Source organism: Clostridium ganghwense, from assembly GCF_026735165.1.
Taxonomy (GTDB): domain Bacteria; phylum Bacillota; class Clostridia; order Clostridiales; family Clostridiaceae; genus Clostridium_H; species Clostridium_H ganghwense.
The window spans coordinates 947,518-962,420 of sequence record NZ_JAPQES010000001.1; the positions used below are offsets into that span (position 1 = coordinate 947,518).

Here is a 14,903-nt window from a genome sequence, read left to right on the forward strand (position 1 = left end):
TGCAATTTGTCGTTATTTTTTTTCATAATACTGAATCTATATGTATTTTAATAAATCTTCTCTCTAAATTTATTATAAATTAATTTTCTCTATTGTCACTAGTATTTTTCAAAAAATTTTGAATAAAACTAAGTTTTTTTCCTTACAGAAACACTTGTTTTTTTCTCAAATACATTATGAATCCAAACCGATATTCTCCTCTGTTTTTTCGAATTTCACCAGCGTTCATTTGTGCGCCATACGCAAATTTGCAAAAATTTAATAAATTTTCAGAAAGTTGATTGCAATAAAATTGTTCATGTGGTATACTCTTTTCGAAAGCAATATACGACATAATATTACAAACTTCTTTAAGTATTCTCTTATTTTCGACAACGATTACAACATTAATAATTAATTACATTATGAATTTTTCATTCAGTGTTCATTCATCTTTCTACCAAAACACAATTACTGAAAAATGTTATCTTATTAAATTTCTTTCATCTTTAAATTGGTTTACATTTTGTTTTTGTGTAAATGTTTTCAGGTTATTAATACAAAACATGTTAAAAACCTCCCTGTAGTATTTTGGATTTATACAATGTAATTCTGCTATGCAGCAGCGGAGGAAAATATAAAAGTCTAACAACTAAAACGTTAGGCAAATCATTGCTTGTGGAATTCTTCAAGCAACTATATTTACTATTAAAGAGGAGGAAAAGACTTTGAGAAATCTAATTAACAAATGGAATCAATTAAGTTTAGTAAAAAGAATTATTGTAGGTCTAATTATTGGTATTATTTTAGCTGTAACGATTCCTGATGTTGCAAAGCCAATCGCACTTTTTGGTTCTCTGTTTGTAGGTGCTTTAAAGGCTATTGCACCTGTATTGGTATTCTTCTTGGTTATGTCGGCAATCTCTCAACACAAGAGTGGTCATAAAACCAATATGAAATCAATTATTATACTTTATCTTTTAGGAACATTCTTAGCTGGATTGGTTGCTGTTGTTGCAAGTTTTATATTCCCAGTAACCATAACACTTGCAGGGGGAGCTGAAAATGTTACACCACCTGGAGGTGTCGCAGAAGTTCTAAAAGCATTACTAATGAATATTGTTGATAACCCAGTAAAAGCGCTCTATAACGCTAACTATATTGGCATATTATCTTGGGCGACACTTCTTGGTCTTGCTTTAAGAAGTGCTCCTGATTCTACAAAAACAATGATTACTAATTTTTCAGATGCAGTATCTCAAATGGTAAGATGGGTTATTAGTTTTGCTCCATTAGGAATCATGGGTCTGGTATTTGATACTATTGCTACAAACGGTATCAAATCATTACTCAGCTATGGACAATTACTTGCTCTTTTGATTGGTTCTATGGCCTTTATGGCTCTTGTAGTAAATCCAATCATCGTGTTTTGGAATATTCGTCAAAACCCATATCCACTTGTGTTTAAGTGCATAAAAGAAAGTGGTATTACAGCATTCTTTACACGTAGCTCAGCAGCAAATATTCCTGTAAATATGAGCTTGTGCGAAAAACTTGGTTTAGATAACGATACGTATTCAGTATCAATTCCATTAGGAGCCACTATCAATATGTCTGGTGCAGCTATCACAATTTCCATCTTAACGCTTGCAGCAGCTCACACACTTGGAATTCAAGTAGATTTTATTACAGCATTAATTTTAAGCATACTGTCAGCTGTAAGTGCTTGTGGTGCTTCAGGAGTAGCTGGTGGTTCATTGCTACTTATTCCTTTAGCATGTAGCTTATTCGGTATCCCAAATGATATCGCTATGAAGGTAGTAGGTGTAGGCTTTATCATAGGTGTTTTACAAGACTCTTGCGAAACAGGACTTAACTCATCAACAGACGTACTTCTTACAGCAACAGCTGAATTTGCGCAATGGCGTAAAAAAGGAAAAAAAATTATTATAAATAAATAACAATTAAATTTCGGTGTTGTTTCACACCTACTAAAGCCCCCCTATTCGTAGTTTATAATACTACAATAGAGGGGCTTGTTCTTTTGAATAAGGCCAGAGAGGTAAACCATAATTCCAAAATGGTTAGTGTTAAAATCCAACCGTTTCTTCAGCAATTTTGGTGAAATAGAATTTTAACTTACTCTGCGATTTCATATATAAAATCGCAGAACAATCCCAAACACTATATGCTATCAGATTAAAAACTAATACTACTTACATAAATTAGTTTCAGATCTCACCCGCAAATTATTAGAAAATACAAAGAAAATATAAAAGAAAATATATATGAACATCAAGTGGTTTATGGTAAATTTGAATATAAATCATCCAGTTGGAATAAAAGTCATAGATGTCATTGAATTATTAATAATTATTTTAGAAGATTATCTTTTAATATCAATTATGTCTTCTCGGGGTAGTATACCCTTTTATGAAATACAAAATTATAAGATACATAAATTTCAAAACATGAGAATAAAAATCATATAAAATTATCCAAAAAAAAGATTTAAATTTCATAATCTTTTGTAATCAGATTATGAAATTTAAATCTATAAATATTCAGAAATAATTGAAAATAACATAATGACAATGATTTTTTCTTTCTTGTTATAGATTATTGCCATTATTTGTTTATTTTACATCTTCAATCTAAAATAAATTTATACCATCTAATTCATATCCCTTTTCTTTTAATGAATTAATTATTTCTACTGAATGTTCTCTTGATTGAGATTCAATTTCAAAAGTTACATTTGCAAATTCAAGACCTTTTTCTTCCCAATTCTTTTCCTGTCTTACTTTTACAATGTTAGCTCCTAATTTACCTATAATAGTAATTAATCCTCCTAATTGCCCAACTTTGTCCTGTAATTCCACCGAAAAACATATTCTTCTTTTTTGCATTATTAATTCTCTATTTATTATCTTTGATACCATCGCTATATCAACATTTCCTCCACTAATTAACACAGCAATCTTTTTACCATCTATTTTTATTTTATTAGCTAATACTGCTGCTAATGGCGTAGCCCCTGCTCCTTCTGCTATCAATTTACTTCTTTCCATAAGCGCAAAATTAGCATATGCTATTTCATCTTCAGAAACTGTTACTATTTCATCAACATATTCTTTTATATACTTAAAGCTAAGTTCGCCAGGAGTTTTAACAGATATACCATCAGCTAATGATTTAGTCCCCTCTACCGTTACTACTTTCCCAGCTTCTAGTGATGCCTTACTTGAAGCAATTATTTCTGCTTGTACACCTATTATTTTAATATCAGGTTTTATAGTTTTTGCAGCTACAGCTATCCCAGATATTAATCCACCGCCGCCAATTGGTACAAGTATAGCATCAACATCTGGTAAATCTTCTAAAATCTCAAGACCAATAGTTCCTTGACCAGCCATAACATCTTCATCATTAAAAGGATGAACGAAAGTTGCCTCTGTTTCCTTTTGAAGTTCTACAGCTTTGCCGTAACATTCATCATAAACTTCTCCAAATTGAACCACTTCAGCCCCATACCCTTTTGTTGCTTGTACCTTAGCTTGTGGTGCAGTAGATGGCATAACTATTGTAGATTTTATTCCAAAAGCTGTTGCTGCATAAGCTACTCCCTGTGCATGATTCCCTGCTGATGATGCAATTACTCCTTTTTCTTTTTCTTCTTGCGTTAAGTTAGCTATCTTATTATAAGCTCCTCTTAGTTTAAATGCTCCAGTTTTTTGCTTGTTTTCACATTTCAAATAAATTTCATATCCACTTCGTTTTGAAAATGTACTTGAATAAAATAACGGAGTTCTTCTTGCCACTCCTTTAATATTTTCTTGTGCTTTCTTTATTTTGTTTAAATCAAGATTCATATTATTTCCCCCTTAATTAATTTATTATTATGTATCCAAACTTTTTTTAAATCGTTTTCACTTTAATCCTTAAAAAAGTTTTAAGAATTTTCTTTATTTTGCATTGTTTTGCGATTAATCTTTCACGAAATATTTTCGTTTCAAAATCATCCTTATGCTTTTATTATAAATTATTTTTCTAAATTGTCACTACCTTTTTCTGAAAAAAAATGTATAAACATAGCTTTTTTTCTTGACAGAAACATATGTGTACTTCTCAAGAACATTTCGCCTTCGTCACCTAAACAACCTTATTTCATCACCCTTCACCAGCATACGTTTGTATCCCCCTGACAAACTTCCAGAAAAATCTAATAATTTTTTTGAAAGTAGATTGCATTATAATTATCCATGTGATATACTTTTTTACGAAAAGAAAAATAGCATATTTTAGAAATTTTATAAAGTATTTCTTATCACTCTGATAACGATTACACTTTTCGTAATTTATCGGTATATGAAATTTTTCACTCGTATACATTCATGTTTGTATGAAATACACTTTAACCGCACACATTAATTTTAGTTAATATAATTTAAATTTTAATTATTTAAATTTGTATTTATATATTTAAGGAGGTTTTATAAATGAAAAAATTAGGTTTAATACCAAAAATCATTATTGCAATTATTTTAGGATTTTTCATTGGACAATACGCTCCAGTACGTCTTACACGTATTTTTGTAACATTTACTTCTATTTTTGGAGAATTCCTTGGATTTGCAATTCCACTAATCATTTTAGGATTCATTGTTGCCGGTATTGCTGAATTAGGTACAGGAGCTGGTAAACTTTTAGGAGTTACAGTTGGACTAGCTTATTTATTTACATTATTATCAGGTTCTTATGCTCTACTTGTGGGAAAAACTATATTACCCAAAATCATTACTAGTGATGCTGCATCTCATTTAGCTGATGCAAAAGACGCATTAAAACCGTTCTTTGAAATTAAAATGCCGCCAATAATGGCAGTTATGAGTGCACTTGTATTTGCTTTCCTTTTAGGATTAGGTATAGCTAAAACTCAAAATAAAACTTTAAAAGATGCTGCTATAGGATTCCAACAAATAATAGCAAATGTTATTGAAGGCTTAGTTATTCCACTACTTCCACTACATATTCTTGGAATATTTGCTAATATGTCTTATAGCGGTGAAGCTACAACAGTATTCGCAGTATTCTGGAAAGTATTCCTAATAATACTTTGTCTTCACCTTACTATGCTTATATTCCAATTCTCAATTGGATGTTCTTTAAATAATCAAAATGTATTTAAAGCACTTAAAACTCAAGTTAAAGGTTATTTAACTGCTTTAGGAACACAATCTTCTGCTGCAACTATACCAGTTAACTTACAGTGTGCAGAAGAAGTAGGAACTACTAAAGGTATAAGAGAATTTGTTATTCCTCTTTGTGCAACTTGTCACTTATCAGGAAGTACAATGACTATAACAACTTGCGCAATTTCAGTTATGATGTTAAATGGTATGCCTATAGAACCAACAACTATTCTTGGATTTGTAGCAATGTTGGGTGTAACAATGGTTGCTGCTCCTGGAGTTCCCGGTGGTGCAATAATGGCTGCTCTTGGAATATTACAATCCATCTTAGGATTTAGTGAAGCAATGACTGGATTAATGATAGCTTTATATATAGCACAAGATAGTTTTGGAACTGCTTGTAACGTATCAGGTGACCAAGCTATTGCAATGGTAGTTGATTCTATTCAAAAGAAATGGAATAGGAAACCTCAAAAATCAGCTGCTTAAGAAACTTTAAAGTTAATAACCCCCCTATACTTAATAGGGGGGTTATTTTATAACATTTATTTAGTTACTCCAATTCTTCTTATTCTTGTTTGTACATTTACATCTATATCAGCATTTTTATATGCTTCATCCCAATTATCTTTTACCTTTTTATATACCGAAGGATGAAACCTTTCAAGATATTCCCTAATCCCTATGGGATCTACCGAGAACTTATCTTGTGTTATTCTAACTACTTTTTCACACTGTTTTTCTATAGAATCATTAAAATTATTTTGAAATTCACTTATATCATTTTTTGAAAAAACTTCACCTTCTAAAATATATCCCCTTAATACTCCTTCTAACTTTATATCAATTCTAACTTTCAATTTATCTATATCGTCATCCACCAATTCTATTCTCCTGTCCGTGCCACTTATTTCATAATCTACAGGATGACCATTTTTAATTATAGTTTGTTTCCCACCTTGAATTTTTCCTCTCAATATTTCTAAAGCAGAAGTTTCTTTTTCCTCTAAATATCCTTCTAACTTATAATCCTTTATAACTGCTACTCCTGATAGATCTATCTCATCTTTTAGCTTATCAAAATAAATACTAGGAATTATAGCATTACCATTTTGATATAATAAAATTAACAATTCATTTAATGACATAGGCAAAATGCTCGAATTCCTTGTACTATTCTCCATAAGTCCCGTTATATAACTTTCAATATTTTTCTCCATAACAGGCTGATACTTAACATAATCTTCTGCCCGTCCTTTTGCAACTACTACTTCCATCATCTTATTAAGACAAGGTTTCCTTTCAAGATAATCAAAAATTTCTTTTAATGTTTCTGGATACTCCATTAATTTTTCACTTAATATCAAAAGTTTAACATGCCCAAAATGAATACTTCTACTAGTTTTAGAAGCCATTTGAGTAAATGCATCCTGCATCGAATAAGCATCAGTTTTAATAAATTTTTCTTTTCCAGTGCCTCCTTTTTCAGGTCCAAGTTCACTTATATCCGGAAAACCATAAGTTATAGTTATTTTTTTAAAATTCTCCTCTTCAAATGTCTCACCTGGTTTTATTTCTTTAAGCTCCTTTTCTTTATCAATATCTTTTCCTTCATCTATGGCAATAGTAGATATAAAGCTTTTTCTATCTATTTCAACCTTATCCCAACATCCACTCATTAAACAGCAAATTAAAATTAAAGGTATAATCTTTTTACACTTCATTTTTAACTCTCCTCGTCTTAAAAAAAGCAATAATAAGCAATACTATAGGTAAAATCCCAATAATTGTTGTATCTATATATGGTATAATTTTACTTTGAATGTCATAAACTTCTGCTACATTTCCTGGATATAAAGCCATAGCATAAATAAAAGGAATTATAAGCATTAAAGATATCTTTGTATCTTCTAAATGAAAAACATCTCTTATTATTTCAGCATCAAAATAATAAATATTTATATACGTTGTAAAATAAAATAATATCCAAAATACCATCGCTATACCTTCCCATCTTTCCACAAAAGCTCCTGGTATATCAACAGTAAAAAACATAGATATAGCAGGCCACAGTAATTGAGAGTTATATTTTTTTGAAAAAACAACTAATGAAGTCGCTGTTATTATTAAATAAAACCCCACAATAAAACCTAAACTTCTCGAAACAGTTTTAGAAATTTTATTTTTTTCTTTAACATAAGGAAATAACATATATATTATCCCAAAACCTAAAAAACTAAAAAAACTTGTTTTACTAGCTTTTAAATATTCTATAGGCTCATAAGTAAATACAGGCAATATATTGGTAAAATCCCCCCCTTTTAATATAAAAGGTATGGTTAACAAAATTGGTATAAACGTTAACCAAAAAGCTATTTCATTAAATCTAATAATACTCTCAAATTCTCCACGTATAAAAAAAGTTCCTGTTAAAATCATTGTGAAAATCATAAATTCTGTTGGTGTCTTTTCTAACAGATACATTTTTGTAACTTCTATAAATATTCTCATTTGAAGCGCAACTACAAAGATTCCTGATATAGCAATTAAAACTGCTATAAAATTCCCGAAAATATTCCCAAAATTATTATGTAGTATATCTAAAAGTCTATCATAATTATTCAATTGTATAGCTTTATGTACTAAGTAAAGAAGAATAGCTACAATAACTCCTGTAAATAAAATAACAATCCATCCTTCACTTCCAACTCTCTCACTTAATTCTCTTGAATATGAAAAACTTCCCGTTCCTATAACAGTTACAATTAGGCTAACAAATAAATCATACTTACTTATGATATTTCTATTATCCATAAACACCTCACCACCTTTTCAAACCTATTTTTGTCTAATTTTATCCTTTGTTTTCATGTATTTAGGCCTTTCTTTAAAGAATTTAAATGGTAATCTTACATACATATCTTTAAAATCTTTTATATCCGGATTAACAATTGGAGCTAAGTATGGTATTCCAAAACTTTTTAATCTAATAAGATGTATAAGTACAACCAATAATACTAACATTATTCCATAAAGCCCAATAACTGCTGATGCAATGATAATAATAAATCTTATAAGTCTCAAGGCCGAAGATACTCCATAGTTTGGAGTAATAAATTCTGTAATAGCGGTTACTCCAACTATTATTATCATGATAGGACTAACTATCCCTGCACTTACCGCTGCCTGCCCTATAATAAGTCCACCTACAATACCTATTGTCGCTGCTATGGGTTTGGGAAGACGAGCAATAGCTTCTAGTAATAATGCTAAACTTACATCCATAATCAAAGCCTCAATGAAAGCTGGAAAAGGAACTCCTTCTCTAGAACCTGCTATAGAGTATGCAAGTTCTGTTGGAATAATAGCTGTGTGGAACGATGTAACAGCCACATATAAAGCTGGTAGTGTAATTGATAATATAATTGCTAAAGTTCTTATTAAACGCACCAAAGATGAATGCATCCATCTTTGATAATAATCATCTGGCGATTGTAGTAAATTGGGTAATGTTGCTGGTGCTATAATAGCAAAAGGGGAATTATCTACGAGCACCGCTACTCTACCTTCATATAAAGCAGCCGCTACAACATCTGGTCTTTCTGTACTTTGAATTTGAGGGAAAGGTGAAAAATTATCATCCTCTATCATTTGCTCTACATAACCACTATCTAACACAGCATCTATATCAATTTCACCTATTCTCTTATTTAGTTCATCTAAAACCTCCTGATTCACTATATCATCTATATACATTATGGCAACATCTGTTTTTGAGCGTGTTCCCAATTCTTTAGGTACTACTTTAAACCTTGTATCTCTTATCCTTCTTCTAACAAGAACTGTGTTAAATCTTATAGTTTCTGTAAATCCTTCTCTTGCTCCTCTTATAACAGTTTCTCCGGATGGTTCACTAACACTTCTTGCTGGCCAAAAACGGGTAGCTACAACATAAGCTGTTTCCAATCCATCTATCAACATCAGTGTATCACCAGACAACATAGCATCTATACCTTTAGAAAGATCTTCAACCTCTCTTATATCTGAAACTGCTAAAATTTTCTCCTTAATATCTTCTACTTTTTCAATCTCTACATTTCTTTCCATAAGAGGTTCTAATACAAAGTTATCTAATAAAATTTTATCTGCCATTCCATCTATATATACGAAAGCTGCCTTCCATTGATAAACATCAAACTGTCTAAAAACTATATCTGAATTATCTTTGAGCAAATCTTTCATATAATTAATGTCATCTTCTACATTGAGCGAAATACTTTTTTTTACCCATTCCTTCAACCAATTCACACCCCTTTAGCTGTTTATACTTTTCTCAAATAACTGCTCTTAAAATAAATAATATGACTGCTGCAATAATAGATCCTATTCCCACTATTTTTGCTTTTCGAGCTACTTCATTTAAATTTGAAATTTCAAAGCTCTTAGCATCAAAAAAAGCCAGTATACAACCTTGTATTAAAATTAACAGCAAAAAATATTTTCCAAATAAATCTAAAACTTTCATAACTTCACCCCTACTTTACTCAAAATATTTTTTGCTTTCATCCCTAAAAATATACATAAAAATATACATAAAAAAAATAAAACAGAATATAGATAAAAAACATCTATACTCTGTTTTATTTTTTAACTCTTTTAAATAGTTCTTGTTATAAAAACATCTTTATACTTATCTTTAAAATATTCATAACACTTTTGAGCTCTTAACATATCATCAAAAAAACCAAATATGGATGGACCACTTCCACTCATCATAGAACCCATTGCTCCCATTCTAACCATCTTTTCTTTTATCTCTCTTAATATCGTGTGCTTTCTTAAGGTAACATTTTCAAGTACATTTTTCATATTTTCGCTTACATATTTAATGTCATTTTGTTTCATAGCTCGAATTAATGATTCATTATCTGGATGCTTAAATATTTTATCTATATCTAAACTCTTATAAACCTCCTTAGTAGAAACTCCAAAGTTAGGTTTTACCAAAACTAAAACATGCCCCTTAAAAGGATTTAAAGAAGTAACCTTTTCTCCAATTCCTTTACACAAAGCCGTTCCACCTATAATACAATACGGTACATCAGCCCCTATCTGCAATCCTAACTTACAAAGTTCTTGATTGGAAATATTTGTATTATACATATTATTCATAGCAATTAAAGTAGCCGCAGCATCTGCACTTCCACCTGCAAGTCCTGCTGCTACAGGAATATTCTTATTTATATTTATATCAATTCCGCCTTTTATATTATATGTATCTATAAAAAGCTTTGCCGCTTTATATGCTAAATTGCGTTCATCTGTAGGAACATAATGTTTATTACATTCTATTTTAATACCATTCTTATTGTTATCAAATATTAAAGAATCATATAATTCTATATTTTGCATTATCATTTCGAGTAAATGATATCCATCTTCTCGTTTACCAACTACATCTAAAGATATATTTATCTTAGCATAGGCTTTAACCAACATACTTTCACCCCATATAGATAGTTTAAAAATCAACTCATTTATTATAACATAAAAAAAACGGCAAAGCCGTTTTTAATTGATAAATTTTATATAATAGCTCTTCCAGGTATAATTAATTTTTGCCCTACCATAATATTCTCTAGGTTTTCCACCTCATTTATTTTAACTAAGTCATCCACTGTTGTACAATATTTTTTAGCTATTTTCCAAAGAGTATCCCCATCTTGAGCAACATAAATAACAATACTAGCTTTTTTCTTTATAACCCCATCTTCTACCGGAATCACATCTACTAGAAATTCTTTATGTGTTACATAATTAACTCTAGCATGAACACTTGCCACAGCTTTTACAGCTATAGTATTAGCTTCTACAAATCCTTCAACATTTTCTATATATACCTTAGCATCACACATCATATCAATCTTAGCACCTGGTATTTCTACAGAACAAGTAAACGGAATCTCTTCACTTACCATAGAAACATATTTTTCCTCATTATCAGTTTTATACATAACATCTGCATTTAATAATCCTTCAATTACTACTTTATCTTCAACTATCTTCTTATCTGTTATGCAAATTTCACCACTTGACATAATAACCTCAGTTGGTTTTGCAAGTTTATCTTCTGGTTCTATATTTTCTTTAATTATTATTTCATTCATATTTTGTCCAAGCATTACATTTAACTCATAGTTCTTTTTTTCCATCTTAAGCATTCTTGTAGGTGAATAAGCATCCTCTATCATATCTATATCAGATTTATACATAACTTTTGTTTCAGCTTTTACTAAAGCTTCAATATCAACAATACGATTTTCTCCTAAATCATCTTCTTTGATCTCATATTCAATATCATCAACCCTAAATTCTGTACAATTATCCATAAAATATTCTACACCATCTAAATCAAATTCATCACTAATAAACATATCATCTTCTAAACAACAAAGTTCTCTGCTTGCTGCAGCTTTATATAAAAGTGATATATGAGTAAATGCTTCAATTTCAACTTTTCCTTCTGATAATTTCACATCTTTTTTGTGAACAGTAACCTCACATTTTAATACCTTGCCTATTTGTGGTTTATCCATAGGGACCTGCATATGAGCCTTACTTATTAGTTCACCTTGTACTACCCCAACTACTTTATCAACAGAAGAAGGATTTTTAAGAAGTTGAACATCTTCTAAATCCTCTATATCCTTTATAACTTCAAACTCATATTTTTTATATACAGAAGCCTCTATTTGTATTATACCTTCAATAGCAATCTTTCTCTCATTGACTATAACACATTCCATATGTTCAATAAAACCTTCCGCTGTGCAATTCATGTCAGTTTCAGTTCCACTAATTTCAATGTAATTAGAAAAATCTTTTGTATAAACTACATTATAAACTTCACTTGTGTCATCAGCATTTGCTAAATACAGTACATTACATTTTATCTGTCCTTCTACATAAACCTTATTTTGCATTACTTGTTTATTTGTTATGTTCGGTTTAGCATCTAGCATTAGTATTTTTTTTACGTCAGGTTGAATATCAGGTATAACATATTCTTCTTTTATTACACTATCTACAGTCCTTTCACCAAGTAGCTGTTCATACTCTATATTCTCTTTAAGCAATTCCATAGCCATACACATCGTACCTCCCATAAAATACCTACTAACTAATGTATATATAAGCTATGGTAAAAATATGTTATTATTTATTAAATATTTTTTATTTTTGCGTAAAAAAAAGAGACACTGAAAAATACAGTATCACTTTTAGCCTGCGAAGTCTATCTGAACTGTTTTAGTCAAAACATCTGAATAACTATATGTGACTTTCCTTTGGGTGTCGTCTTCTAATCTAACAACGAAAATGCTAGTATATGTTTTTTCAAGAACTCCATTGCTTACAATTATCTTTCTTCTTCCGTTATTAGCTCTTAGCGTTACTTTTTCTCCTATATGATCATCAATCTCATTTTTAATAGCCGCTAAAACATTAATTTTTTCCATAGCAAGCACCCTCTTTCTACATTATATATTATACTACCAAATTGCACATTTGTCAAATTAACCAATTATTGTATCACTATTTCATTAGATTTGTCAATGTAAATTTTCTGTAAACAAATCAAGCTTCAAGCAATATTCCTAGCTTGAAGCTAATTAGACTATCTTTAGCTATTATATTATTAGTATTCTCATTTTTACCATGAATATACACTAATTTTAGACTTACTTATAAAAAACTTGAAATTTAAAGGCTTATTTTACACTTTATTTATATTATATAAAAGCAAAAAATAAAAAAACTAATCTTTTATGAGTATTTGGATTTAGGAAATCCCTCTCTATATTTGCCTCTAGTTTGAAGTCCACCAACTCCAGCCATTCCCGTAATAGTACTTTCAATAACCTCATGAATAGATACTATCTTTTCAATATTGGTATATGCTACTTTTTCCGAAATAAAAACTGGATCTAAACAGTGAATTAAAACTCTATTAGGTGAACTTGCAAAATTTGCCCCTGCATCTAGTATTGCTTCATAGCAAGATTGACATGCCCCAGCAAATATAACTAAATCATCGTAATTAGGTTCATAATTTCTAAGCTTCGTCACACATTCAACAAAATATTTAGAATTTTTATAGTTGTTTAAATCTATATAATCTTTTGCTCCCTTAATAATGGCATCATGCCCAGTTAAAACAACTATATCTGGTTTTAATTGTTTAACAAGTTCGAGTATTCTACCTGGCTGATCCTTCTCAGATATTACATAACCAACTGCCTCCATAGCTAACTGCTTATATGTTTTCATACATACATCAAGATATTCTGCATCTCCATCCACATGTAAAATTCTTCCTGGTCGTCCAAATAACATACCTTGATTATTTTTTTTAGTATCTTTTTGCACTTTAATACTTTTTCCTTCTTTAGCTGTTCTATACTTTTTTCCCTGTATTCTGTTAACCAATATTCTTTTAATGTTTTCATTTACTTTTTTATTAAACTTATCATCTTTTTTACCCATACATTCTTTAGTTGCAATCTCCAAATCACTTTCTAGTGAATCTGCAATTATTCTCAAATTAATTCCCTTAAGAACATAGATAACGTTATTTCCATCTTCTTTTATATCTATAATCTTAAAAGTAATATCTTTTCCATACGATTTCCTTACTACCATATCACCTATCTCCAAATTATCAACCCCATTTTTCTAAATCCTATTTTATTGTATGAAAAACATATTAAAGAAGTGAAAAATAAACGAGTGAAAAGAAGAAAATTTCTCCATTCTTTTCACTCGTTTTTATTTATTTTTCGTGAAGTTCATTATTTTCAGAATAAATGATTTCTCCTATATTTACATTTTTTATCTCTTCTTCTCCTTTTAAATCTATATAAAAACTAGCTCTAGTTGCATATTTATATGGCTTCAACCACAAATGTCCTATTCCTAAAGGTATAGTAGCTAAAATATCCCATCCTACAAAGCTTAGATTTAATAAAAAATATCTTATCTTATATCCATCCATCATTTTTTTACTAAGTTTTATGCACTGCATAACATCAAACTCTGGATTATCATTAAAGATAAAAAATGACATAGCATAACGTGCTGTAATAATGTATATAATTATAAAACTAGTTATTAGTATAACAGCTACAAGTAAACCAGTTACTATAGAAAAACTTATTGGTGATGTATAAGAATAATGCATAGGATTTAAACCGCTTATAATTATCACAATAGCTATAAGTATAGCTGCTGGAATATAAACAACAATCGTCCACAAGAAAGTGAATATTATTATAATTAGCTGAATCAAAAAGTTCTTTCCAAAAAATTTAAAACCCAAAAATAAATTTTCAATTTTAGGATTATTATTTGTAATTAAATTTAGAAAAAACCTGTAAATTCCATAGGCAATGCATCCACCAATTAAAAGATTAACAAGAAATCCTATTCTAGACAATATACCTGCAATAGCGGTCCTTTCTGCTATCGTTTGCCAAATATTCACCGAACTATAAGCTCTTTGTGAAATAAAATATAATAAATTACTTACATTTGCTGCAAATGTAAAAATCCCTGTAAATAATGTGGCAATAAAGCATACTAGAACTGATATACCCCACTTTCCTTTAAGATTTTGTATTGCATGTTTTTTTAGTTCATTTATACTCTTCTTTACTAACACTATATCGCTCATTA

General features: G+C 29.8%; 12 protein-coding genes. 2 read left to right on the plus strand and 10 right to left on the minus strand.

The window, feature by feature from the left end; genetic code table 11:
* The first annotated feature begins 707 nt into the window (after positions 1 to 707).
* Positions 708 to 1,940 (plus strand): serine/threonine transporter SstT, encoded by a 1,233-nt coding sequence (gene sstT, locus OXH55_RS04345; protein ID WP_268048229.1) that lies wholly within the window; start codon positions 708 to 710, stop codon positions 1,938 to 1,940.
* Positions 1,941 to 2,633: 693 nt separating this feature from the next.
* Here the strand turns inward: sstT and ilvA are convergent.
* Positions 2,634 to 3,851, minus strand: coding sequence for a threonine ammonia-lyase (ilvA, locus tag OXH55_RS04350; protein WP_268048231.1), 1,218 nt, complete (start codon positions 3,849 to 3,851; stop codon positions 2,634 to 2,636).
* Positions 3,852 to 4,478: 627 nt separating this feature from the next.
* Here ilvA and OXH55_RS04355 point away from each other — a divergent pair.
* Positions 4,479 to 5,660, plus strand: coding sequence for a dicarboxylate/amino acid:cation symporter (locus OXH55_RS04355; protein ID WP_268048233.1), 1,182 nt, complete (start codon positions 4,479 to 4,481; stop codon positions 5,658 to 5,660).
* Between the two features lie 56 nt (positions 5,661 to 5,716).
* Here the strand turns inward: OXH55_RS04355 and OXH55_RS04360 are convergent, their stop codons facing one another.
* From OXH55_RS04360 to OXH55_RS04400, 9 genes are all read right to left on the minus strand, one after another.
* Positions 5,717 to 6,895, minus strand: coding sequence for a Ger(x)C family spore germination protein (locus OXH55_RS04360; protein ID WP_268048235.1), 1,179 nt, complete (start codon positions 6,893 to 6,895; stop codon positions 5,717 to 5,719).
* On the minus strand, positions 6,885 to 7,985 hold the full coding sequence (locus OXH55_RS04365) for a GerAB/ArcD/ProY family transporter (RefSeq protein WP_268048237.1): 1,101 nt from the start codon (positions 7,983 to 7,985) through the stop codon (positions 6,885 to 6,887). Before OXH55_RS04365 ends, OXH55_RS04360 begins: the two co-directional genes overlap by 11 nt.
* Before the next feature lie 24 nt (positions 7,986 to 8,009).
* Entirely contained in the window at positions 8,010 to 9,470 is a 1,461-nt protein-coding gene (locus OXH55_RS04370; RefSeq protein ID WP_268048239.1) for a spore germination protein, read from the minus strand.
* A gap of 34 nt (positions 9,471 to 9,504) precedes the next feature.
* The gene (locus OXH55_RS04375) at positions 9,505 to 9,696 is read right to left on the minus strand and encodes a CLC_0170 family protein (protein ID WP_268048241.1); all 192 of its coding nucleotides are present in this window, start codon (positions 9,694 to 9,696) and stop codon (positions 9,505 to 9,507) included.
* A 131-nt stretch (positions 9,697 to 9,827) separates the two neighbouring features.
* A complete protein-coding gene (ispE, locus tag OXH55_RS04380) occupies positions 9,828 to 10,670 on the minus strand; it encodes a 4-(cytidine 5'-diphospho)-2-C-methyl-D-erythritol kinase (protein ID WP_268048242.1) in 843 nt (280 codons plus the stop codon).
* Positions 10,671 to 10,756: 86 nt separating this feature from the next.
* On the minus strand, positions 10,757 to 12,319 hold the full coding sequence (locus OXH55_RS04385; protein WP_268048244.1) for a DUF3794 and LysM peptidoglycan-binding domain-containing protein: 1,563 nt from the start codon (positions 12,317 to 12,319) through the stop codon (positions 10,757 to 10,759).
* Positions 12,320 to 12,451: 132 nt separating this feature from the next.
* A complete protein-coding gene (locus OXH55_RS04390; RefSeq protein WP_268049019.1) occupies positions 12,452 to 12,688 on the minus strand; it encodes a Veg family protein in 237 nt (78 codons plus the stop codon).
* 307 nt (positions 12,689 to 12,995) lie between these two features.
* Positions 12,996 to 13,886, minus strand: a complete 891-nt coding sequence (yabG, locus tag OXH55_RS04395) for a sporulation peptidase YabG (protein ID WP_268048246.1) — start codon at positions 13,884 to 13,886, stop codon at positions 12,996 to 12,998.
* Positions 13,887 to 14,001: 115 nt separating this feature from the next.
* The gene (locus OXH55_RS04400; protein WP_268048248.1) at positions 14,002 to 14,901 is read right to left on the minus strand and encodes a DUF975 family protein; all 900 of its coding nucleotides are present in this window, start codon (positions 14,899 to 14,901) and stop codon (positions 14,002 to 14,004) included.
* Positions 14,902 to 14,903: the final 2 nt, after the last annotated feature.

Bases quoted from the DNA above. Each gene is read 5' to 3' on its own strand.
- OXH55_RS04390 (WP_268049019.1), bottom strand. From the start codon at position 12,688: ATGGAAAAAATTAATGTTTTAGCGGCTATTAAAAATGAGATTGATGAT.
- OXH55_RS04360 (WP_268048235.1), bottom strand. From the start codon at position 6,895: ATGAAGTGTAAAAAGATTATACCTTTAATTTTAATTTGCTGTTTAATG.
- OXH55_RS04400 (WP_268048248.1), bottom strand. From the start codon at position 14,901: ATGAGCGATATAGTGTTAGTAAAGAAGAGTATAAATGAACTAAAAAAA.
- OXH55_RS04355 (WP_268048233.1), top strand. From the start codon at position 4,479: ATGAAAAAATTAGGTTTAATACCAAAAATCATTATTGCAATTATTTTA.
- OXH55_RS04365 (WP_268048237.1), bottom strand. From the start codon at position 7,985: ATGGATAATAGAAATATCATAAGTAAGTATGATTTATTTGTTAGCCTA.
- OXH55_RS04375 (WP_268048241.1), bottom strand. From the start codon at position 9,696: ATGAAAGTTTTAGATTTATTTGGAAAATATTTTTTGCTGTTAATTTTA.
- ilvA (WP_268048231.1), bottom strand. From the start codon at position 3,851: ATGAATCTTGATTTAAACAAAATAAAGAAAGCACAAGAAAATATTAAA.
- ispE (WP_268048242.1), bottom strand. From the start codon at position 10,670: ATGTTGGTTAAAGCCTATGCTAAGATAAATATATCTTTAGATGTAGTT.
- OXH55_RS04385 (WP_268048244.1), bottom strand. From the start codon at position 12,319: ATGGCTATGGAATTGCTTAAAGAGAATATAGAGTATGAACAGCTACTT.